This window comes from uncultured Pseudomonas sp. (assembly GCF_913774235.1).
GTDB lineage: Bacteria > Pseudomonadota > Gammaproteobacteria > Pseudomonadales > Pseudomonadaceae > Chryseomonas.
Genome location: NZ_CAJYDW010000012.1, coordinates 132460 through 153114 on the forward strand (window position 1 = coordinate 132460; position 20655 = coordinate 153114).

At 66.9% G+C, this 20655-nt stretch carries 19 protein-coding genes; 6 read left to right on the forward strand and 13 right to left on the reverse strand.

Features of this window, described 5'->3' with window-relative positions; all coding sequences use genetic code 11:
- Positions 1-32: 32 nt before the first annotated feature.
- The 3 genes from holA to leuS are packed head-to-tail and all read right to left on the reverse strand — an operon-like array spanning position 33 to position 4422.
- Entirely contained in the window at positions 33-1070 is a 1038-nt protein-coding gene (gene holA / locus QZ471_RS10165) for a DNA polymerase III subunit delta (protein WP_295463288.1), read from the reverse strand.
- A gap of 48 nt (positions 1071-1118) precedes the next feature.
- Positions 1119-1733 carry an LPS assembly lipoprotein LptE gene (lptE, locus tag QZ471_RS10170; RefSeq protein ID WP_295463290.1) on the reverse strand — a complete coding sequence of 205 codons (615 nt, stop codon included), beginning with the start codon at positions 1731-1733 and terminating at the stop codon, positions 1119-1121.
- 25 nt (positions 1734-1758) lie between these two features.
- The gene (gene leuS / locus QZ471_RS10175; RefSeq protein ID WP_295463292.1) at positions 1759-4422 is read right to left on the reverse strand and encodes a leucine--tRNA ligase; all 2664 of its coding nucleotides are present in this window, start codon (positions 4420-4422) and stop codon (positions 1759-1761) included.
- Between the two features lie 177 nt (positions 4423-4599).
- Between leuS and QZ471_RS10180 the strand changes: the two genes are divergently transcribed.
- Together QZ471_RS10180 and QZ471_RS10185 are read left to right on the forward strand one after the other, a co-directional pair.
- Positions 4600-4884 (forward strand): hypothetical protein, encoded by a 285-nt coding sequence (locus QZ471_RS10180; RefSeq protein WP_295463294.1) that lies wholly within the window; start codon positions 4600-4602, stop codon positions 4882-4884.
- A gap of 60 nt (positions 4885-4944) precedes the next feature.
- Positions 4945-5706 (forward strand): YdcF family protein, encoded by a 762-nt coding sequence (locus QZ471_RS10185; protein WP_295463296.1) that lies wholly within the window; start codon positions 4945-4947, stop codon positions 5704-5706.
- A 7-nt stretch (positions 5707-5713) separates the two neighbouring features.
- Here QZ471_RS10185 and lnt read toward each other — a convergent pair whose 3' ends face one another.
- From lnt to QZ471_RS10215, 6 genes are all read right to left on the reverse strand, one after another.
- A complete protein-coding gene (gene lnt, locus QZ471_RS10190; RefSeq protein WP_295463298.1) occupies positions 5714-7261 on the reverse strand; it encodes an apolipoprotein N-acyltransferase in 1548 nt (515 codons plus the stop codon).
- Between the two features lie 264 nt (positions 7262-7525).
- Entirely contained in the window at positions 7526-8362 is an 837-nt protein-coding gene (locus QZ471_RS10195; RefSeq protein WP_295463300.1) for a transporter associated domain-containing protein, read from the reverse strand.
- 7 nt (positions 8363-8369) lie between these two features.
- On the reverse strand, positions 8370-8825 hold the full coding sequence (gene ybeY / locus QZ471_RS10200) for an rRNA maturation RNase YbeY (protein ID WP_286733077.1): 456 nt from the start codon (positions 8823-8825) through the stop codon (positions 8370-8372).
- Positions 8815-9828, reverse strand: a complete 1014-nt coding sequence (locus QZ471_RS10205) for a PhoH family protein (RefSeq protein WP_295463303.1) — start codon at positions 9826-9828, stop codon at positions 8815-8817. Before QZ471_RS10205 ends, ybeY begins: the two co-directional genes overlap by 11 nt.
- A 104-nt stretch (positions 9829-9932) precedes the next feature.
- A complete protein-coding gene (gene miaB, locus QZ471_RS10210) occupies positions 9933-11306 on the reverse strand; it encodes a tRNA (N6-isopentenyl adenosine(37)-C2)-methylthiotransferase MiaB (RefSeq protein WP_295464679.1) in 1374 nt (457 codons plus the stop codon).
- An 86-nt stretch (positions 11307-11392) separates the two neighbouring features.
- Complete coding sequence (locus QZ471_RS10215) at positions 11393-11797, reverse strand: RidA family protein (RefSeq protein WP_295463305.1); 405 nt, start codon at positions 11795-11797, stop codon at positions 11393-11395.
- A gap of 119 nt (positions 11798-11916) precedes the next feature.
- Here QZ471_RS10215 and QZ471_RS10220 point away from each other — a divergent pair, with 119 nt between their 5' ends.
- Both QZ471_RS10220 and QZ471_RS10225 read left to right on the forward strand, forming a co-directional pair.
- Positions 11917-12840 carry a LysR family transcriptional regulator gene (locus tag QZ471_RS10220; protein WP_295463307.1) on the forward strand — a complete coding sequence of 308 codons (924 nt, stop codon included), beginning with the start codon at positions 11917-11919 and terminating at the stop codon, positions 12838-12840.
- A gap of 73 nt (positions 12841-12913) precedes the next feature.
- Positions 12914-13249 carry a DUF1820 family protein gene (locus QZ471_RS10225; RefSeq protein WP_295463309.1) on the forward strand — a complete coding sequence of 112 codons (336 nt, stop codon included), beginning with the start codon at positions 12914-12916 and terminating at the stop codon, positions 13247-13249.
- 212 nt (positions 13250-13461) lie between these two features.
- Here the strand turns inward: QZ471_RS10225 and QZ471_RS10230 are convergent, their stop codons facing one another.
- The 4 genes from QZ471_RS10230 to QZ471_RS10245 all read right to left on the reverse strand — a co-directional run bounded on the left by QZ471_RS10230 (position 13462) and on the right by QZ471_RS10245 (position 16935).
- Positions 13462-14007 carry a tetratricopeptide repeat protein gene (locus tag QZ471_RS10230; protein ID WP_059229840.1) on the reverse strand — a complete coding sequence of 182 codons (546 nt, stop codon included), beginning with the start codon at positions 14005-14007 and terminating at the stop codon, positions 13462-13464.
- A gap of 197 nt (positions 14008-14204) precedes the next feature.
- Positions 14205-15491: a glutamate-1-semialdehyde 2,1-aminomutase gene (hemL, locus tag QZ471_RS10235; protein ID WP_295463312.1), complete on the reverse strand. Its 1287-nt coding sequence runs from the start codon at positions 15489-15491 to the stop codon at positions 14205-14207.
- 20 nt (positions 15492-15511) lie between these two features.
- Positions 15512-16141, reverse strand: coding sequence for a thiamine phosphate synthase (gene thiE, locus QZ471_RS10240; RefSeq protein WP_058767790.1), 630 nt, complete (start codon positions 16139-16141; stop codon positions 15512-15514).
- Positions 16138-16935, reverse strand: a complete 798-nt coding sequence (locus tag QZ471_RS10245) for a hydroxymethylpyrimidine/phosphomethylpyrimidine kinase (RefSeq protein ID WP_295463314.1) — start codon at positions 16933-16935, stop codon at positions 16138-16140. The genes thiE and QZ471_RS10245 overlap by 4 nt, the downstream gene beginning before the upstream one ends.
- A 179-nt stretch (positions 16936-17114) precedes the next feature.
- Between QZ471_RS10245 and QZ471_RS10250 the strand changes: the two genes are divergently transcribed.
- Both QZ471_RS10250 and QZ471_RS10255 read left to right on the forward strand, forming a co-directional pair.
- A complete protein-coding gene (locus QZ471_RS10250; protein WP_295463316.1) occupies positions 17115-18848 on the forward strand; it encodes an ABC transporter transmembrane domain-containing protein in 1734 nt (577 codons plus the stop codon).
- Positions 18845-20590, forward strand: a complete 1746-nt coding sequence (locus QZ471_RS10255; protein WP_295463318.1) for an ABC transporter transmembrane domain-containing protein — start codon at positions 18845-18847, stop codon at positions 20588-20590. Before QZ471_RS10250 ends, QZ471_RS10255 begins: the two co-directional genes overlap by 4 nt.
- Positions 20591-20655 lie beyond the last annotated feature (65 nt).

Here is a 20655-nt window from a genome sequence, read left to right on the forward strand (position 1 = left end):
TCTAGTGCAAGGGCCGCCTATTACAAGAGGTGCTAGGGCTTGCCCAGGGCCAGGCGCTTGCCGGCGAGCTGCAGGGCGAGACTGGCCAGGGTCAGCCAGACATCCCCCGGCGCCTGGCCCTTGATCTGTTCGTCGGCCACCTGGGCGTCGCGCAGCAAGGTTTCCAGGCGGCGGGCGCCCTGGCGCTGCAGGGCGCGGGTCACCAGGGGGCGACGCTTGTCCCACACCGGCGGTTTGACCTGGGTGAAGGCGCGCTCCAGCGGCGTGCCGCTTTCCTGCAATTGCGCCAGGTTGGCCAGCAGTCGTATTTCCCGGGCCAGGGCCCAGAGCACCACGGCAGCTTCCACGCCTTCGCCGCGCAGGCCCTCGAGGATGCGCAGGGCGTGGGCCGCGTCACCGGCGAGGGCGGCGTCCAGCAGACCGAAGACATCGTAGCGGGCGCTGTCGGCCACCGAGGCGCGCACGGTCTCGGCATCCACCTGGGCACCTTCGGTGAGCAGACGCAGCTTCTCGATCTCTTGGGCGGCGGCCAGCAGGTTGCCCTCCACCCGTTCGGCGATCAGGTCGACGGCCTCGGGGGTGGCGGCCAGCCCCAGGCGCGACAGACGCTGGTTGATCCACTGGGGCAACTGCGCCAGTTCCACCGGCCAGATCTGCACGAATTGCGCCTGGTCGTGCTCCAGCAGGGCCTTGGCCCATTTGGTCTTCTGGGCGGCGGCATCGAGGCGCGGCAGGCTGATGAGCAGCAGGGTGTCCTCGGCGGGGCGGGCCAGGTAGTCGAGCAGGGCGGCGGAGCCCTTGTCGCCCGGCTTGCCGGTGGGCAGGCGCAGTTCGAGGATGCGTTTCTGGGCGAACAGCGACAGGCTGGCACCGGCCTCGTAGAGGCGACCCCAGTCGAAACTGGCGTCGACGTCGAAGACCTCGCGTTCGTCGAAGCCCTGGGCACGGGCGGCACCGCGGATGGCGTCGCTGGCTTCCTGGCAGAGCAGGGGTTCGTCACCGCTGACGGCATAGACGGCGGCCAGGGAGCCCTGGAGCTGTTTGCCCAGCTGGTTGGCGTTGAGTTTCATGATGGGCCGTGACGGCAGCCCGGAGCCTGGCGGCTCCGGGCGCGGCGCTTAGCGCGCGGGGGTGGGGATGTCGATGGGCGACTGCTGCGGCGGCGCGGATTCGCGGGCTCGGCGCTCGGCTTCGGCCTGGGCGGCAGCGCGGGCGTCGGCGTCGCGTTGCAGCTTGTCCAGACGCTCGGGCGTCAGGGCCTGCAGGCGCGCGGCCAGTTGCTGGACCAGTTCGCGACGCATCTCGCGGCGCAGCTGGTCCTTCTGCTGTTCGGAACCGACGATGTTGTTCTGGTCGGTCACGTAGTAGCGCTGGGTTTCCAGGTAGTCGCTGACCAACACGGCCTGGTTCTTGCCGACGATGGTATAGGGCTGGCGGGTGGTCAGCTCGACCTCGGCACTGCGTGCGCCGCTGGTGTAGCTGGCGGTACGCTCGCTCTGGGCCTCGCCGCCCAGGTCCAGGGTGTAGGGCGCGCCGGAGGAGACCCGTACGTGGGCATCCTCGAGCATGTCGCGTACTTCCTTGACCGTCTGGCCATAGGCGTCGCGCGCCGTCAGGTTCAGCTCGGTGAGGCTCAGGCGCGTTTCGCCGGTACCGCGCAGCTGGAAGCCGCAGGCGGTCAGCAAGGTCGCCAGGCCGATGACCGCAAGGCCGGGGAGAATCCGTTTCTTCATCTGTTGTCTGCTCCGTTCGCGTGTCTTAGTTGGCGACGATGTTGACCAGTTTACCCGGGACCACGACGACCTTGCGGATGGTCAGACCCTCGGTGAAGCGTGCCACGTTCTCGTTGGCGCGGGCGGCGGCCTCGATGGCCTCGCGGCTGGCGTCGGCCGGCACTTCGATCTGGCCACGCAGCTTGCCGTTCACCTGGATGACGATCTGCAGGCTGTCCTGCACCAGGGCACTCTCGTCCACCTGCGGCCAGCGGGCGTCGATGACCGCCTCGGCATGGCCCAGTTGCTGCCACAGCCCATGGGCGATGTGCGGGGTGATGGGCGCCAGCAGCAGGGTGACGGCCTCCAGGCCTTCCTGCAGCAGACGGCGATCGGTGTCGCTGTCCTGGGCGGCCTTCTCCAGCACGTTCATCAGGGTCATGACGGCGGCGATGGCGGTGTTGAACTTGTGGTGCTGGCCGATATCCTGGCTGGCCTGGCGGATCGCCAGATGGATGGCGCGGCGCACCTCCTTCTGAGCCGGGGACAGCTCACCGAGGGCAGCGGCGCTCGGCAGGCCACGGGTGACGTGGGCCTGGGCCAGACGCCAGACGCGGCGCAGGAAGCGGCTGGCGCCCTCGACGCCGGAGTCGGACCACTCCAGGCTCATGTCCGGCGGCGAGGCGAACATCATGAACAGCCTGCAGGTGTCGGCGCCGTACTGGTCGATCATCGCCTGGGGGTCGACGCCGTTGTTCTTCGACTTGGACATCTTCTCGACGCCGCCGATTTCCACCGGCTGGCCGTCGCTCTTCAGGCGTGCGCCTATGACCTTGGCCTTGGCATCGCGCTCCACCTCGACATCGGCCGGGTTGAACCAGTCCTTGCTGCCGTTGGGGTTGGTCCGGTAGTAGGTCTCGGCCACCACCATGCCCTGGGTCAGCAGGTTCTCGAAGGGCTCGTCGGAGTCGATCAGGCCCTGGTCACGCATCAGCTTGTGGAAGAAGCGCGAGTAGAGCAGGTGCAGGATGGCGTGCTCGATGCCGCCGATGTACTGGTCGACGGGCAGCCAGTAGTTGGCTTCCTCCTTGTCCAGCATGCCACCGGTGAAATTCGGCGAGGCGTAGCGGGCGAAGTACCAGGAACTCTCGACGAAGGTGTCCATGGTGTCGGTCTCGCGACGCGCCGGCTGGCCGTTGCGCGGATCGACGGTCTCGTAGAATTCCGGCATGCGCGCCAGGGGCGAGCCGGCGCCGTCGGGCACCACGTCCTCGGGCAGCACCACCGGCAGCAGGTCGGCCGGCACCGGGATGTCGATGCCGTCGTCACCGTGGATGATGGGGATCGGGCAGCCCCAGTAGCGCTGGCGGCTGATGCCCCAGTCGCGCAGGCGGAACTGGGTACGCGGCTGGCCCAGGCCCTTGGCCTGCAGATCGGCGCCGATGGCATCGAAGGCGGCGTCGTAGCTGAGGTTGTCGTAAGCGCCGGAATTGATCAGGAAGCCTTCCTTGCTGCCGTACCAGTCCTTCCACTGCACCGGGTCGAACTGGTAGCGCTCGTATTCCTCGGGGCTGTAGGCGTCCGGGTTGGCCAGCACCTGAGTGGCCTCGGCGGTATCCACCACCTGGACGATAGGCAGGTGGTACTTGTTGGCGAATTCGAAATCGCGCTCGTCGTGACCGGGCACGGCCATGACCGCGCCGTCGCCGTAGTGCATCAGCACGTAGTTGGCGACCCACACCGGCAGGCGGGCATCGGTCAGCGGATGGCGGACGAACAGGCCGGTGTCCAGGCCCTTCTTCTCCTGGGTGGCGATGTCGGCTTCGGCGACGCCACCGCGCTTGCACTCGTCGATGAAGGCTTGCAGCTCGGCATTGCCCTGGGCGGCCTGGGTGGCCAGCGGGTGTTCGGCGGCCACGGCGACGTAGGTGGCGCCGAGCAGGGTGTCGGGGCGGGTGGTGAAGACCTTCAGGGTGCCTTCGGCGCCAATGCTGTCCTGGTCATAGGGGAACTGCACCTCCATGCCGCGGGACTTGCCGATCCAGTTGCGCTGCATGGTCTTGACCTGCTCGGGCCAGCCGGGTAACTGGTCGAGGGAATTCAGCAGCTCTTCCGCATAGTCGGTGATGCGGAAGTAGTACATGGGGATCTCGCGCTTCTCGATCAGCGCGCCACTGCGCCAGCCGCGGCCGTCGATGACCTGCTCGTTGGCCAGTACGGTCTGGTCCACCGGGTCCCAGTTCACCGTGCCGTTCTTGCGGTAGATGATGCCCTTCTCGAACAGCTGGGTGAACAGCCACTGCTCCCAGCGATAGTAGTCGGGCTTGCAGGTGGTGACCTCGCGCGACCAGTCGATCGCCAGGCCCAGGCTCTGCAGCTGGGACTTCATGTAGGCGATGTTCTCGTAGGTCCACTTGGCCGGGGCCACGCCGTTCTTCATGGCGGCGTTCTCGGCCGGCATGCCGAAGGCGTCCCAGCCCATGGGCTGCAGCACGTTCTTGCCCAGCATCCGCTGGTAGCGGGCGATGACGTCGCCGATGGTGTAATTGCGCACGTGCCCCATGTGCAGCTTGCCGCTGGGGTAGGGGAACATCGACAGGCAGTAGAACTTCTCCTGACCCGGGCGCATGGTGGCCTTGAAGGACAGATTCTGGTCCCAGAATGACTGGGCGGCGGCTTCTATTTCGCGGGGCTGATAGTGTTCGTGCATGGGCGTGTCGAGGGCTGCAGAGGCGTTTGATCAAGCCGCCAAGCATACATGACCCCCCGAGCGCGGGGAAATGTCCCGGTCCGCCGCTTGTTTCGCACTCTGGGTGAGGCAGGTTTGGAAGGGCCGTACTAGGCTGTTCAGACGTCTGTTCAATCCTCCGGGAGGATGATCGCCATCATGGGAAAGTTTCGACGCGAGTCCGAACAGCTGCCCGTCGACGTACGCCTGCAGCGGCGGCTGGCCCTGGCCCTGGATGAAGCCGCGACCCAGGAGCGTCTCTATGACACCGCCAATGGGGAAGTCGAGCTGCAGGGACTGAGCGCGGCCGAGTATGCCCTGGTCAAACGCTGGCTGGCGCGCCACCAAGCCACGGAGGCGGCCCTGATCTGTTGCCTGGGCTGCGGGCCTACTGTGCCCAGTGCCAGAGCGCACGTGCCCTGCTCGAGAAACCTTCTGTGCTGACCGGCGCTCCCCTACACTGAGCGCCGACGCGACCTGGGGGTCGCTCCGATCGGAGAGACCATGGGGCTGCGCTACTTCTTCAAGCAACTGCTGCTGCCACCGGGCGGCTTGCTCCTGCTCCTGCTCTGCGGCTGGTGGTTGCGCCGTCGGCATCCGCGCCTGGGACTGGCCTGTTTCTGCCTTGGCCTGCTGGGGCTCTGGGTCAGCACGTTGCCGGTGGCGGTGGAGTTCGGCGGTCGCCTGCTCGAGCGCGATGCCGCCCTGCCCGAAGCGCGCTGGGCGACTCTGGCGCAGCAGGCCGACGCCATCGTGGTGCTGGGTGCCGGACGCGAGGTGGACGATCCGGGCTGGGCCGGCGACGCGGCCAGTCACCTGGCGGTAGAGCGGCTGCGCTATGCGGCCCGGCTGGCCAAGGCCAGCGGCCTGCCAGTACTGATCACCGGTGGCTCGCCCTATGACCGCCCGCTGAGCGAGGCGGCGCTGATGACCGAGGTGATGGAGCGCGACCTGGGCGTGCCGGTGCGCTGGCAGGAAGGCGCCAGCCGCACCACCTGGGAGAATGCCACCCTGAGTGCGCCGCTGCTGCGCGAGGCGGGGGTGAAGCGGGTGGTGCTGGTGACCCAGGCCTATCACATGGCTCGTTCGCGCTGGTGCTTCGAGCGCCAGGGCTTCGCCGTGGTCGCCGCGCCCATGGGCTTCATCGGCATCCCCAATGGCCGGCCTTTCGGCGGCTGGCTACCGGAAGCCAAGGCGGTCGAACAGACCGCCCAGTTGCTCAACGAGGCGTCCGGGCTGTTGCTCTATCCGCTGGCCTATCGCTAATGCTCGCCTAGCTCTGGGTGACCACCAGCGGCGCCTCTTCGGGACGATCCTGCCGACGCAGCAGCAGACCCCAGAGCAGCACCAGGGCGGAGAAGATCCCCAGCGGCCAGAGGCGGTAGTGCAGGTAGGGGGTCAGGCCGTCCATGGGCACCACGCTGCCCTGCAGTACGCCGACCTGGTAGGCCGGGATCTGCTGACTGATCCGACCGAAGGGGTCGACCAGGGCGGTGATGCCATCGTTGGTGACCCTGACCAGCCAGCGGCCGCTTTCCAGGGCACGCATCTGCGCCATCTGCAGGTGCTGCTTGGGACCGATGGACTTGCCGAACCAGGTGTCGTTGCTGATGGTGAGCAGCAGCTGACTCTGGGCCGCCAGGTCGGCGACGAATTCCGGATAGACCACCTCGTAGCAGATGTAGGGCGCCACGCGATAGCCCTTCACCAGCAGCGGCTGCTGGTGCTCGGGGCCGCGGACGAAGTCGGACATGGGCAGATCGAAGAAACCGATCAGGCCGCGCAGGTACTCCTGCAGCGGCACGTACTCGCCGAAGGGCACCAGCTTCTGCTTGTAGTAGGTGCCCGAGCCGTTGCCGACCGCGGTGATGCTGTTGAAGTAGCGCGACTCGCCATTGGCATCGCGTTGGCGGTCGGGCAGTCCGGTCACCAGGGCTCCGCCATGGGCGGCCACCTGGGCACCTTCGGCGGCAAGGAAGTCGGTGACGTATTCACGTAGTACGGGGATGGCGTTTTCCGGCCAGACCACCAGGTCGGCGTCGGTCTGCTCGGCGGTGCGGTCGCGATAGAGCGCCAGGGTGGCGCGGGCGTGGTCGGGATTCCACTTGAGCTCCTGGGCGATGTTGCCCTGGACCCCGGCGACCTTGAGCGGTGCACCGGCCGGGTGCGTCCAGACCTGACCCTTGAAGACATCACCGGCCACCCAGGGCAGGGCGACCAGTACCAGGGCCGCGACCAGGGCCAGCGGGCGCAGGATCAGCCGTGGCGCATTGACCAGCAGCGCGGCGGTGAGGGCCAGCACCGCGGAGATCAGCCAGACACCGCCCAGGGGCGCGAGGCCCTGCAGCGGACCGGTCAGCTGGCTGTAGCCGAGGAACAGCCAGGGGAAGCCGGTCAGCGCCCAGCTGCGGAACAGTTCCAGGGCGAACCAGAGACCGGCGAAGGTCAGCGCATCGCCCAGCGGCGCCTGGTTGCGCCTCAGGCACAGGGCCCAGAGCCAGGCGGGCAGGGCGAAGAACAGCGCGATGCCGGCGCTGAAGCCCAGGGTGAGAAACAGCGCCAGGGGCGTCGAGGCGGCGCCGTAGGTGTGAATGCTGACGTAGATCCAGCTGGTGCCGGCGAGGAAGGCGCCGAAGCCGTAGCACCAGCCGCGCAGGAAGGCGCGCCAGGCGTTCAGGCCCTTGAGGCCGAGGTAGAAGAGACCGGCGGACAGCAGCGCCAGCGGCCAGATATTGAAGGGGGCCAGCGCCAGGGGCGTGAGGGCACCGGCGAACAGCGCCAGAAGGTTGCCCTTCCAGCCAGGTTGAGAGATCCAGCGCATCGAAAATCCTTGGTCCGATCGAGGCTGCGCAAGCTTACTCGTCGCCGCGAGGGAGTGCCAAAGGCGTGTGCGGGAGAGTGAGCTGGGTCATAGCTGGCTAGGGGAGGGCGAGGGTAGAGCTGATCGCGGCCATGGCGGTCCGCCGATGCGGCCGCTCCTACAGAAGCCGGATACCCCGTAGGAGCGGCCCATGGCCGCGATTGATAGACAGAGCGCTTGGCCCTCACCCCAGGCCTCTCCCGGAGGGGAGAGGGGGTAAAAACCCTAGCGATTGACCGGGGTGACTCGCAGCAGGTGAATGCGGCGGCCGTCGGCGTTGAGCACGCGGAAGCGGAAGTCGTCGATCACCGTTTCTTCGTTGCGCTTGGGCAGGTGGCCCAGGCGATTCATCACCAGGCCGCCCGCGGTATCGGCCTCGGGGTCGGCGAAACGGGTGTCGAGGGTTTCGTTGAGGGTCTCGATGGGGGTGAGTGCCTTGACCACGAAGTCGCCATTGGGCAACGACTTGATGAAGCTCTCTTCCTCCACGTCGTGTTCGTCCTCGATCTCACCGACGATCTGCTCCAGCACGTCCTCGATGGTCACCAGGCCGGCCACGCCGCCGTACTCGTCCACCACGATGGCCATGTGGCTGTGGGTGGAGCGGAATTCCCGCAGCAGCACATTGAGGCGCTTGGATTCGGGGACGAAGGTGGCCGGACGCAGCACCGCCTTGAGGTCGAAGGTCCGCTCCTGGTCCAACAGCAGCGGCAACAGGTCCTTGGCCAGCAGCAGGCCGAGGACGTCGTCGGGGCCGTCGCCGATCACCGGATAGCGGGAGTGGGCGGCCTCGATCACCGCCGGCAGGAATTCCGCCGGGGTCTGGTGGGCGCGGATGCTGATGATCTGCGAGCGCGGCACCATGATGTCGCGCACCTGCAGGTCGGCCACCGAGATGGCGCCCTCGACGATGGACAGCGCCTCGCTGTCGAGCACCTTGTTCTCGTGGGCTTCGCGCAGCAGTTCCAGCAGTTCCTGGCGGCTCTTGGGTTCATGGGCAAAGGCCTGGACGATGCGTTCCAGCCAGGAACGATGCCCAGTGCCTGATCGATCTTCGTTCATGTGTGTGTCATTCACCGTAGGGATCGGGGTAGCCCAGTTCTGCGAGCAATTGGCGTTCCAGTTCTTCCATCTCCTCGGCTTCGTCATCTTCCAGATGATCGTAGCCGAGCAGGTGCAGACAGCCGTGGATGACCAGGTGCGCCCAGTGCGCGGCGGCAGGCTTGCCTTGCTCGGCGGCCTCGCGGGCCACCACGGGGGCGCAGATCACCAGATCGCCGAGCAGGGGGATATCGAGAAATTCGTCCGGCACGTCGGCCGGGAAGGACAGCACGTTGGTGGCGTAGTCCTTGTGCCGCCAGGTGCGGTTCAGCTCGCGGCCTTCGTCTTCGTCCACCAGGCGGATGGTGAGTTCCGAATCACCCTGGCGGGCGCGCAGGGCCAGTTCGCACCAGCGGCGTAAGTCCGGCTCCTCGGGGAGGTCGGCCGCCTCGCTGGCGACCTGGACGTCCAATTCAATCGCCATGGCGATCCTCTCCGTTGCTACGCGGCTGGGCCTGCAGCGCCTCGAAGCGATCGTAGGCCTCGACGATACGCTGCACCAGCGGGTGGCGCACCACGTCCTTGGACTCGAAGTGGGTGAAGCCGATGCCGGGTACGTCGCGCAGAACTTCGATGACGTGCTTGAGGCCCGACTTGGTGCCGCGCGGCAGGTCGACCTGGGTGACGTCACCGGTGATCACGGCGGTGGAGCCGAAACCGATACGGGTGAGGAACATCTTCATCTGCTCGAGGGTGGTGTTCTGACTTTCGTCGAGAATGATGAAGCTATTGTTGAGGGTGCGGCCGCGCATGTAGGCCAGGGGGGCGACCTCGATGACCTGGCGCTCGATGAGCTTGGCTACCTGCTCGAAACCGAGCATTTCATAGAGGGCGTCGTACAGCGGGCGCAGGTAGGGGTCGATCTTCTGCGCCAGGTCACCGGGCAGGAAACCGAGCTTCTCGCCGGCTTCCACCGCCGGACGCACCAGTAGGATACGGCGGATCTGCTCGCGCTCCAGGGCGTCCACGGCGCAGGCCACGGCGAGGTAGGTCTTGCCGGTACCGGCCGGGCCTATGCCGAAGTTGATGTCGTGGTCGAGGATCGATTTGACGTAGCGCTGCTGGTTGGCACCACGCGGCCGGATCATGCCCTTCTTGGTGCGCAGGGCCACGCTGGTATCGCCGCCACGGTGCTCTTGCTGCAGGGCTTCCAGGCCGGATTCCTGCAGATAGAGGTGCACCAGTTCCGGGGCCACGCCCGTACCGCTGGCGGTCTCGCGATAGAGGCGCTGCAGGAGGTTCTGGGCGGCGCGAGTGCGCTCGGGGTCGCCGACCAGTTCGAACTGGTTGCCGCGGTTGCGGATCTCGATGCCGAGACGGCCTTCGATCTGACGCAGATTTTCATCGAGCTGGCCGCACAGGTTGGCGAAACGGTCGGCATCGAAGGGTTCGAGGGTGAAGTGCTGGAGCGTCTGGGGGGTATTCAAGGTGAGCTAGGGGACCCTTTGGATGGCTTTACGAAAACTTGACGTTGCTTGACTGGAGAGTAACTCGCGTCGCGCCCTTGGCAAAGGGCGCGTGCGACCATCCATCAGGCCAGCGCGACGGCGACGGGTGGGCGGGCGCCGTTGGCGACGGGGCTCAGCAAGGTGCCGCGCAGGGAATGCGGCAGGGCTTCGTCAATGTGTACTTGGACGAATTGGCCGATCAGGCTGGCGTCGCTGCAGCGGAAGTTGACGATGCGGTTGTTTTCGGTGCGGCCCTGCAGCATGCCTGGGTCGCGCTTGGAGAAGTCGCTGACCAGGATGGTCTGGACGCTGCCGGCCATGCGCCGGCTGATCTCGAAGCCCTGCTGGTGGATACGCGTCTGCAGGATCTGCAGACGCTGCTTCTTGATCTCGTCGGGGGTGTCGTCGACCAGGTCCGCCGCCGGGGTGCCGGGCCGGGCGCTGTAGATGAAGGAGAAGGAGAAGTCGAAACCGACGTCCTCGATCAGCTTCATGGTCTGCTCGAAGTCCTTCTCGGTCTCGCCGGGGAAGCCGACGATGAAGTCGGAGCTGATGCAGATGTCGGGCACCGCCGCCTTTAGCTTGCGGATGCGCGACTTGTATTCCAGCGCCGTGTGGTTGCGCTTCATGGCGGCCAGGATGCGATCCGAGCCGGCCTGCACCGGCAGGTGGACGAATTTCACCAGCTCCGGGATCTCGGCGTGGGCCTGGATCAGGGCGTCGGAGAATTCCAGCGGGTGCGAGGTGGTGTAGCGGATGCGGTCGATGCCATCCACCGCCGCCACCACGTAGAGCAGCTCGGCGAAGTCGGCGATGCGACCGTCACCGGTGGCGCCGCGATAGCCGTTGACGTTCTGGCCCAGCAGGGTCACCTCGCGCACGCCGTGCTCGGCGAGGTGGATGATCTCGACCAGGACGTCGTCCAGTGGCCGGCTGACTTCCTCGCCACGGGTGTAGGGCACCACGCAGAAGGTGCAGTACTTGCTGCAGCCTTCCATGATGGAGACGAAGGCGCTGGGGCCGTCGATGCGCGGCTCGGGCAGGCGGTCGAACTTCTCGATCTCGGGGAAGGAAATGTCCACCTGGGGCGCCCGGGTAGTGCGCGCGGCGTCGATCATCTCCGGCAGGCGATGCAGGGTCTGGGGACCGAAGACCACGTCGACATAGGGTGCGCGGTCACGGATGGCGGCGCCTTCCTGGCTGGCCACGCAGCCGCCGACGCCGATCACCAGGTCGGGCTTCTCCAGCTTGAGTTCGCGCCAGCGCCCGAGCTGGGAAAACACCTTTTCCTGCGCCTTCTCGCGGATCGAGCAGGTGTTGAGCAGGATGACGTCGGCCTCGGCCGGATTCTGGGTGACTTCCAGGGGCTCGCGCTCGCCGAGCAGGTCGACCATGCGCGACGAATCGTATTCGTTCATCTGGCAGCCATGGGTTTCGATATAGAGCTTCTTGGACATGCGCGGCGAGGAGTCGGTGGCGAGTGGACCGCGCATTATAGTGATGGCCTTCCAGGCGGGGAAGAGCCGCCCGGAAGGCACTCGGCTTAGGTCCCAACGCTGTCTTCCGGCAGCCGGGCGATGACCTTGATCTCGAAGCGGAAGCCGGCCAGCCAGGTGACGCCGACCGCGGTCACCGTGGGATAGGGCGCCGTGCCCCAATACTCCAGTAGCACCGGCCAGATGCGTTCGAAGCTGGCCTCGGCATCGACCATGAACAGGGTGACGTCCACCACGTCGGCGAAGGTGGTGCCAGCGGCGACGAGGATGGCATCGAGATTGGCGAAGGCCAGGCGGACCTGATCCTCCAGCTCCGCTTCCGGCGAGCCGTCGAGGCGGCTGCCTACCTGGCCGGAGACGAATAGAAAGCCATTGGAGCGGATGGCCGGCGAATAGCGGTGCTGCTCGTAAAGGGCATGGCGGTTGGCGGGAAAGACGACGTCGCGAGTCATGGTGGGGCTCCGGTGGGGATCGATAGAGCCACCTTAGGCGTCGCCCACCAGGGGATAAACCAGGCAGGGCGGTCAGCATTGTTTGTATAATCCAAACAATCCCCTGTTGAGGAATCGGCATGGATCTGTTCGGCGCGATGCAGACCTTCGTCCGGGTGGTGGAAGCCGGCAGTTTCACCCGCGCGGCCGAGACCCTCGGCAGCAGCAGGACCCGCGTCACCCAACAGGTACAGCAACTGGAGGCGCGGTTGCAGGTGCGCCTGCTCAATCGCACCACCCGGCAGGTGCAGGTCACCGCCGACGGTGCGGTCTACTACGAGCGTTGCCTGGGTGTGCTGGCGGCGCTGGACGATGCCGAGACGGGGCTGTCGATGGCGACCCGTACTCCGCGTGGCCGCCTGCGGGTCGACGTGCCCAGCCCCTTCGCGCGTCTCATCCTGATTCCGGCGCTGCCGGAGTTCCTCGTACGCTATCCGGACATCCAGCTGGACCTGGGCGTCAGCGATCGCCAGGTGGACCTGCTCGGCGACAACGTCGATTGCGTGATCCGCGGCGGGAGCATCCGTGAGCAGTACCTAGTGGCTCGGCCCCTGGGCGCGCTGCAGTTGGGCTGCTACGCCGCACCGGCCTATCTCGCCAGCCATGGCTCGCCGGATCATCCCCAGGCGCTGGCCGAGCCGCCGCATAGGCTGGTGCGCTTTCTCTGGGGCTCGGGCAAGACCTTCCCCTATGCCCTGCAGCGTAGCGGCGAGCGGTTGGAGTTGCAGGGGCGTCATAGTCTGCAGGTGGACGATGGCAACGCCAGTCTGGCGGCGGGGCAGGCCGGGCTCGGGGTGGTCTGCCTGCCGCGCTATTTGGCGGCGGAAGCGGTGGCCCGAGGCGAGTTGGTTGCCCTGTTCGCGGACTGGCACCTGGCACCCATGCCGCTGTACCTGGCCTTTCCGCCCAACCGACATGTCAGCGCCAAGTTGCGGGTGTTCATCGACTGGGTGACGGCCCTGGTGGCGCAGCAGGCCATGCTGGAGCCCCCATCCGAAGACTGAACGGCCCGCTGTCCTGCTTCCCGGCCCATGCTATGCTCGCCGCCCTTTTCATCAGTGAATCCTGCACCCATCCATGAGCTCATCCACCAGCAAGCCGGCCATCTACAAGGTCATCTTCGTCAACCAGGGCCAGGTCTTCGAGATCTACGCCAAGCAAATCTTCCAGAGCGATCTCTGGGGCTTCCTGGAGATCGAGGAACTGGTATTCGGCGAGCGCACCCAGGTGGTGGTGGATCCGAGCGAAGAGAAGCTCAAGGCGCAATTCGAAGGGGTGGTGCGCAGCTTCGTGCCGATGCATTCGATCATCCGCATCGACGAGGTGGAGCGCCTGGGCCAGCCCAAGATCAGCGAGGCCAAGGGCGGCACCAATGTCATGCCGTTTCCCATGCCCATACCCGACAAGCCCTGAGGAGCTGTCCAACGTCTGCTGCGCGTTGGCCAAACAGCGTTGAAAATGGCCTGGGTCGCCAGCCCCGCCTGGGCGGCCCCGTCGCAATACTCATTTACTGCTTGTAACCCGAGCGCGGGTCCGATCCGCTTCTTCAGCTATTTCGCGGGGCCGCCCAGGCCTTGTTTGTCTCTAGCTCGCGAGACTTTAAATAGGCTCTGCCGGGCTCGCGGTCAGTTCTGCGGCGGCTGGAAGGGGTTGAGATTGCCGGCGGTCTGCATGTCCTGCAGGTAGTCGCGGAAGATCTGGCCCAGCACCTGGGTGGCCATCTCCAATTCGTCGCGGCGCATCTGGGCGCTGACCAGGTCGGCGGTGTCCATGGCTTCGTCATTGCCGTTGATGGCGGCCATCTTCAGCACGATATAGGCCTGGATGTTGTTGGGCGGTACGCCTTCGCCGCGGAAGAACATGTTGCCGAGCCGATTCTGCGCATCGGCATTGCCCTTGAGCGAGGCTTGTTCGAACCACTGGCGCGCCTGGTTGAGATCCTTGGGCGTCTGCTTGCCTTCGTAATAGAAGTCACCGAGCTCGTACTGCGCCTGGGCGTCGCCGTCGTGGGCGATCTGCTGGCAACGGGCGATCGCCTGCGCCAAGGCTTCGTTGGCCAGATTCAGATTGCATCGGCTGGTGCTGGGGACGAGCAGGGAGTTGCCACCGGCCCAGGAGGCCAGGGGCAGCAAGAACAAGGCTGCGCAGAGGATACGACCAGCGCGGTGCATGAAGCGCCTCCACAATCGAGGCAGGTTCTAGGAACCCGGCCGGCGAAACGCGCCGACGTCTCATTATGGGTCAAGCCGCCGCACGCTTTCAAAACCTTTACGCGTAACGGTGGAACTTTTTCATCTGTGACGCCGACCTCTCAACTAACTGGGAGGCCGGCAGGGCAGAGAGGTTCCGCAACCGAGACGGATGGTACCTAGTCCTTGAAGGTGGCGAAGGCACGCTCGGCGGCATCCAGGGTGATGCGCAGTTCCTCGTCGCCATGGGCGATGGAGGTGAAGCCGGCTTCGAAGGCGCTGGGTGCGAGGTATACGCCGCCCTCCAGCATCAGGTGGAAGAAGCGCTTGAATCTCTCGCTGTCGCTGGCCATGACGTCACTGAAGGTGACGATGTCTTCGGCGCCGCTGAAGTAGAGACCGAACATGCCGCCCGCCTGGGTGGTAACGAAGGGCACACCGGCCGCATCGGCACGATCCTGCAGGCCCTGCAGCATCCGCGTGGTGTAGTCGGTCAGTTCGGCGTGGAAGCCGGGGCGGCGGATCAGTTGCAGGGTGGTGAGACCCGCGGCCATGGCCAGCGGATTGCCCGAGAGGGTGCCGGCCTGGTAGACCGGGCCGAGCGGGGCGATCTTTTCCATGATCTCGCGCTTGCCACCGAAGCAGCCCACCGGCATGCCGCCGCCGACGATTTTGCCGAAGGTGGTGAGGTCCGGACGGATGCCGTAGTGCGCCTGGGCGCCGCCCAGGGCTACGCGGAAGCCGGTCATGACCTCGTCGAAGATCAGCACCACGCCATAACGATCGCAGAGGCTGCGCAGGCCTTCGAGGAAACCGGGGGCGGGCGGCACGCAGTTCATGTTGCCGGCCACCGGCTCGACGATGATGCAGGCGATCTGGTCGCCGACCTTCGCCAGGGTTTCTTCCACCTCGGCCAGGTCGTTGTAGGCCAGGGTCAGGGTGTGCTGGGCGAAGGCCGCCGGCACGCCGGGGGAGCTGGGCACGCCCAAGGTCAGGGCGCCGGAGCCGGCCTTGACCAGCAGGCTGTCGGAGTGGCCGTGGTAGCAGCCCTCGAACTTGATGATGGTGTCGCGCCCGGTATAACCACGCGCCAGGCGGATGGCGCTCATGGTGGCCTCGGTGCCGGAGCTGACCATGCGCACCATGTCCATGGACGGCACGAGCTCGCAGATGAGGTCGGCCATGGTGGTTTCCAGGGCGGTCGGCGCGCCATAGGAGAGGCCATGTTCCAGCTGCCGGCGCACGGCGTCGAGCACGTCCGGATGGCTGTGGCCGAGGATCATCGGACCCCAGGAGCCGACATAGTCGACGTAGCTCTTGTCATCCTCGTCGACGATGTAGGCGCCCTGGGCGTGCTTGAAGAACAGCGGCGTGCCGCCGACGCTCTTGAAGGCCCGGACCGGCGAGTTGACGCCACCGGGGATGTGGCGCTGGGCTTGGTCGAAGAGTTGCGCGGAGCGGGACATAGGGGTCTCCTTGAACGGGATCAGGCCGCGAACAGCTGGGCGAAGGCGCGCGCACGGCGCTCCACTTCGCTCGCATCGGCTGCGGAAAATAGACTGTGGACGACGGCGATCAGGTCGACGCCGTGGTCGAGTAGGTAAGGGGCATTGTCCAGGGTGACGCCGCCGATGGCGCAGACGGGTAGGGCGAAGCGGCTGCGGGCCTGGTCGAGCAATTCCAGGGGTGCCGGTGGCGCATTCGGCTTGGTGCTGGAGGCGAAGAAGCGGCCGAAGGCCAGGTAGCTGACGCCGGCCTGGGTCGCGACCTCGGCCAGCTCCAGGCTGGCGTGGCAGGTACCGCCAATGACCGCGTGCGCGCCCAGTTCGGCACGGGCCGTGGCCAGGGAACCGTCTTCCTGACCCAGGTGCAGGCCGACGCCCAGGGCGCGGGCCAGGGCCAAATCGTCATTGATGATCAGCTGGGCGCCGTGCTGGCGGCAGAGGTCGGCCAGGGCCGCGGCTTCGTCGTGGCGGCGGTTGGTGTCCGTCGACTTGTCGCGGTACTGCACCAGGCGGGCACCGCCTTGCAGGGCTGCCTCCACATAAGGGAGCAGCCGACCCTCGGCGAGCAGGGCGCTGTCGGTGATGGCGTAAAGACCGCGCAATGGACTCATGAGCAGAAATCCAGCGGCAGGCGGCGCGGTACGTACTGGCCGCGGCCGGGACGTTCGGCGTCTCTCAGGGTGCGCCAGGTGTAGTCCAGGGCGCTGCGCACCGCGCTGGGCAGGGCTTCGCCCAGGGCCAGGCGGCCGGCCAGGGTGCTCGCCAGGGTGCAGCCGGAGCCGTGGTAGCTGCCGGGCAGGCGCTGGCAGACGTGGGTCTCGCAGCGGCCCTCGCGGTCATAGAGGCGGTTGTGCACCTCGTATTCTTCGCCATGCCCGCCGGTGATCAGCAGATGGGCGCAAAAGGGCAGCAGGCGCTCGGCGCACTGCTCCGGGGTGCCCTCGGGCAACTCGGCGAGGATGCGCGCCTCGGGCAGGTTGGGGGTGGCGATGGTGGCGCGCGGCAGCAGCCGCTCGCGGATGGCGTAGCCGACCTCGTCCTTGCCCAGGGCGCCACCGCCGCCGGCACGCAGCACCGGGTCACAGACCAGGGGTACGCCGGGCAGGGCCTCCATGATCTCCAGCACCGTCTCGACCATCTCCACCGAGCCGAGCATGCCCAGCTTGACCGCCGCCACCGGCAGGTCGGTGATGATCGCCCGCGCCTGGGCCAGTACCCACTCGCGATCCAGCACCCGGAAGTCCTGAACGTCGACGGTGTCCTGCACGGTCAGGGCAGTGACCGCCGGGGCGGCGTGGCAACCCTGGGCGAGCAGGGCTTCGATGTCGGCCTGCAGGCCGGCGCCGCCACTCGGATCGTGGCCGGACAGGCAGAGGACGACGGGACGTTGGGGTTCGAGGGTCATGGACGTCAGCCTAGCAAAGGAAAAGGGGGCGCAGCGGCCGGGCGCCGCAGGGAGTGGCACCCTACAACGACCTTGCGCCCCGCGCCACCCGTTGACATGGGACCCGGCGCGGGACGAAGGAACTCCGCGGCCGGTTGGGTAGCCGATATACTGCACCTTTGCTCGGGAAAGGCGGTTCTATGGCGTTGTGGCGGTTGTTGCGTGATTTCTTCCTCCGCCAACGGCGTGCCTACGGGACCGCCATCCTCTGCCTGCTGGGCGTTGGCCTGCTCAACCTGACCCTGCCCTGGTGGATCGGCAAGGCCATCGATGCCCTGCGCGCCGGCGAGCTGGATCAGACCGGCCTGCTCTGGCGCGTCGCCCTGATCCTGGTGGTTGGCGTCGGTCTCTATGTGCTCAGATACCAGTGGCGCGTGCGGCTGTTCGGCACCTCCTACCAGGTCGGCGTGGAACTGCGCGATGCCTTCTTCGCCAAACTGGCGCGCCTCGATCCCGGCTTCTTCCAGTCCAGCCGGACCGGCGACCTGCTGGCCCGCGCCACCCAGGACATCGATGCCGTGGAGACCGCCGCCGGCGAAGGGGTGCTCGCCAGTTTCGATGGCATGCTGACCCTGTTGCTGGTGCTGCTGGCCATGTTCATCGGCATCGACGCGCCCCTGGCGGCCCTGGCGCTGTTGCCCTTTCCCTTCATGGCCTGGGGCTTCTACCGCGTGGCGCGCCGGGTGCAGCAGAGATTCGGCCTGGCGCTGGCCGGGTTTTCCGCCCTCAACGACCGTACCCAGGAGGCGCTGAGCGGCCTGCGCATGCTGCGCCAGCATGCGCTGATCGAAGCCGAGTTGGACGACTTCGACGAACGCGCCCGCAGCGTGGCCAAGGCCGACTTCCAGGTGCAGCGCACCGAGGCGCGCTACGAGCCGATCATCTTCGTCGCCTTGAGCCTGGCGACCCTGCTGACCCTGGTCATGGGCAGCTGGCGCTATCTCGACGGCCACATCACCCTTGGCCAGTTGACCAGCTTCAGCCTCTATCTGGTGCAACTGATCTGGCCGATGTTCGCCATCGGCTGGTGCTTTAACCTGCTGCAGCGCGGTGAAGCCGGGGCACGGCGGCTGGAAGAGGTGTTCGCCGTCACCGAGCGCATCCGCGACGAGGGCACCCAGACGCCGCCGGACCAGGCCGATCTCTCGGTCTATATCCCCGCCTTCACCTATCCCCAGGCGCGCCAGCCGGCCTTGCAGGACATCGTCATCGACCTGCCAGCCGGCGATACCCTGGGCATCGTTGGCGCCACCGGCAGCGGCAAGAGCACCCTGCTGCGCCTGCTGCTGCGCCAATTCCCGCTGGAGCAGGGCTGCATCCGCCTGGGCGGGGTGCCGCTGGAGGAGTATCGACTGGGCGACCTGCGCGCCCAGTTCGCCTATGTGCCCCAGGATCCCTTCCTGTTCGCCCGCACCCTGGGTGAGAACGTCGCCCTCAGCCGGCCCGACGCCACCGCCGGCGAAATCCGTGAAGCCCTGGACGCCGCCGCCTTCGGCACCGACCTGGCAGCCTTGCCGCAAGGGCTGGATACGCCGGTGGGCGAACGTGGCCTGACCCTCTCCGGTGGCCAGCGCCAGCGGGTGGCCCTAGCCCGGGCGCTGCTCTCGCCGGCGCCCATCCTGCTGCTGGACGACACCCTCTCGGCGGTGGATACCGCCACCGAAGCCCGCTTGCTGAAGACGCTGGCCGGGCTGCAGGGGCGCACCACCCTGATTGTCAGCCACCGGCTCTCCGCGGTGCAGCAGGCCGACGAGATCATCGTGCTCGACCAGGGCAGCCTGGTGGAGCGGGGCCGGCATGCTGAGCTGCTCGCCGCCGGTGGGCTCTATGCCAGACTCTGGACGCTGCAGCAGGCGGAGGAGGCCAGCCAATGACCAGGACGCGCGTGCTCTCGCTGCTGCTCAAGCCGGTACTGGCCAAGCCGCGCAAGCTGGCCGGTACCCTGGCGATCCTGGTAATGGCGACCCTGTTCGATGTTCTGGGACCCTGGCTGACCAAGCACTACCTGGACAACTACCTGGTGCCCCACGACCTGCGGCTCTGGCCGCTGGTGGGCCTGGTGGCGGCCTATGTGGTCTCCCAGGGCCTGGCCGCCTACGGTCGCTACCTGCAGTCGCTGAGATTCGCCGAGATCGCCATGGACGTGGTGCTGTTACAGCGACGCCGGCTGTTCCGCCACGTGCTGAGCCTGCCGCAGAGCTTCCACGACCGCACCGCCACCGGCGAGCTGGTGGCGCGGGTCACCAACGACACCGATGCCCTGCGCGAACTCTATGTGGCCTTTCTCGGCAACATGGTGGGCAACATCGTGCTGCTGATCGGCATCCTGGTAGCCATGGCGCTGCTCGACGTGCGGCTGATGGCCATTGCCGTGCTGCTGATTCCGGCGGCCATGCTGATCGTCTGGGCCTATCAGAGATACAGCGGCGCCGCGGCCATGGAGGTGCGGATGCTGCGCGCCGAACAGAGCGCCCGGCTGGGCGAGGCCATCGGCGGCATGGGCCTGTTGCAGGCCTTCAACCAGACCGAGCGCTTCCGCCAGGATTTCCAGCGGCTCAACCAGGCCCAGTACGGCGCCCGCATGCGCACCATCCGCGTCTCCGGGCTGCTGCTGCGTTCGGCGCTGGACCTGGTCAGCGTGGCGGTGCTGGCGGTGCTGCTGCTGGTCTATGGCCTGGGGCACCTGGAGGGCGGCGCCCAGATCGGCGTGCTCTATGCCTTCGTCACCTACCTGGGCCGAGTGACCGAGCCGCTGATGGACATCACCCAGAGATTCAACCTGTTCCAGCAGGCCACCGTAGCCGGCACCCGCTTGCTGCATCTCTTGGAAGAAAAGCCGGCGCTGAGCGGCGAAGACGACCGACCCATCGCGACCGCGCACTTCCACCTCGACGGCGTGCGCTTCCGTCATGCGGGTGCCGGTCATGACACCCTGCACGGTATCGACCTGGACATCCCTCCGGGTACCTTCCTCGGCATCGTCGGCCCCACTGGCAGCGGCAAGTCGACCCTGCTCGACCTGCTCGCCGGGCTGCAACCTGTCACCGGCGGTCACCTCTGTCTGGATGGGCGCGAACTGGGCAGCCTGACCCCGGAGGTGCTGGGCGCGGCCCTGGCCAGCGTGCCCCAGGAGCCCTTCATCCGCTCCAGCAGCCTGAGGGACAATCTGTTGCTGGGTAGCCAGGTAGCGGATGCGCGGCTGCGCGAGGCCCTGGCCGCCGCTCACCTGGACGACCTGGTGGCACGGTTGCCCGAAGGCCTGGATACCCTCTTGGGCGAGCGGGGCTTCACCCTGTCCACCGGCGAACGGCAGTTGCTGGCCCTGGCCCGGGCGCTGCTGCGCGAGCCCAAGGTGCTGCTGCTGGACGAGGCCACCGCCAGCATCGACAGCGCCACCGAGGCGCGGCTGCAGCAGGCGCTGGACGAATTGCGCGGCCAGGTCACCCTGATCGTGGTGGCGCACCGGCTGTCCACCATCCGCCACGCCGACCGTATCCTGGTGCTGCGCGACGGTCGCAAGGTGGAAGAGGGCAGCCACGAAGAACTGCTGCAACGACCCGAGGGTCACTATCGCCAGCTGTGGGAGCAGCATGCCCAGGGAGAAAAGCCCCTTTGATGGCGTAAGTCGTTGTCACGCAGGGGTGTTAGGGTGTCAGCTATAGCCAGTGACATGACAAGGAA

Coding starts and splice junctions, on each gene's coding strand:
- holA (WP_295463288.1), bottom strand. CDS start 1,070: ATGAAACTCAACGCCAACCAGCTGGGCAAACAGCTCCAGGGCTCCCTG.
- lptE (WP_295463290.1), bottom strand. CDS start 1,733: ATGAAGAAACGGATTCTCCCCGGCCTTGCGGTCATCGGCCTGGCGACC.
- leuS (WP_295463292.1), bottom strand. CDS start 4,422: ATGCACGAACACTATCAGCCCCGCGAAATAGAAGCCGCCGCCCAGTCA.
- QZ471_RS10180 (WP_295463294.1), top strand. CDS start 4,600: ATGGGAAAGTTTCGACGCGAGTCCGAACAGCTGCCCGTCGACGTACGC.
- QZ471_RS10185 (WP_295463296.1), top strand. CDS start 4,945: ATGGGGCTGCGCTACTTCTTCAAGCAACTGCTGCTGCCACCGGGCGGC.
- lnt (WP_295463298.1), bottom strand. CDS start 7,261: ATGCGCTGGATCTCTCAACCTGGCTGGAAGGGCAACCTTCTGGCGCTG.
- QZ471_RS10195 (WP_295463300.1), bottom strand. CDS start 8,362: ATGAACGAAGATCGATCAGGCACTGGGCATCGTTCCTGGCTGGAACGC.
- ybeY (WP_286733077.1), bottom strand. CDS start 8,825: ATGGCGATTGAATTGGACGTCCAGGTCGCCAGCGAGGCGGCCGACCTC.
- miaB (WP_295464679.1), bottom strand. CDS start 11,306: ATGTCCAAGAAGCTCTATATCGAAACCCATGGCTGCCAGATGAACGAA.
- QZ471_RS10215 (WP_295463305.1), bottom strand. CDS start 11,797: ATGACTCGCGACGTCGTCTTTCCCGCCAACCGCCATGCCCTTTACGAG.
- QZ471_RS10220 (WP_295463307.1), top strand. CDS start 11,917: ATGGATCTGTTCGGCGCGATGCAGACCTTCGTCCGGGTGGTGGAAGCC.
- QZ471_RS10225 (WP_295463309.1), top strand. CDS start 12,914: ATGAGCTCATCCACCAGCAAGCCGGCCATCTACAAGGTCATCTTCGTC.
- QZ471_RS10230 (WP_059229840.1), bottom strand. CDS start 14,007: ATGCACCGCGCTGGTCGTATCCTCTGCGCAGCCTTGTTCTTGCTGCCC.
- hemL (WP_295463312.1), bottom strand. CDS start 15,491: ATGTCCCGCTCCGCGCAACTCTTCGACCAAGCCCAGCGCCACATCCCC.
- thiE (WP_058767790.1), bottom strand. CDS start 16,141: ATGAGTCCATTGCGCGGTCTTTACGCCATCACCGACAGCGCCCTGCTC.
- QZ471_RS10245 (WP_295463314.1), bottom strand. CDS start 16,935: ATGACCCTCGAACCCCAACGTCCCGTCGTCCTCTGCCTGTCCGGCCAC.
- QZ471_RS10250 (WP_295463316.1), top strand. CDS start 17,115: ATGGCGTTGTGGCGGTTGTTGCGTGATTTCTTCCTCCGCCAACGGCGT.
- QZ471_RS10255 (WP_295463318.1), top strand. CDS start 18,845: ATGACCAGGACGCGCGTGCTCTCGCTGCTGCTCAAGCCGGTACTGGCC.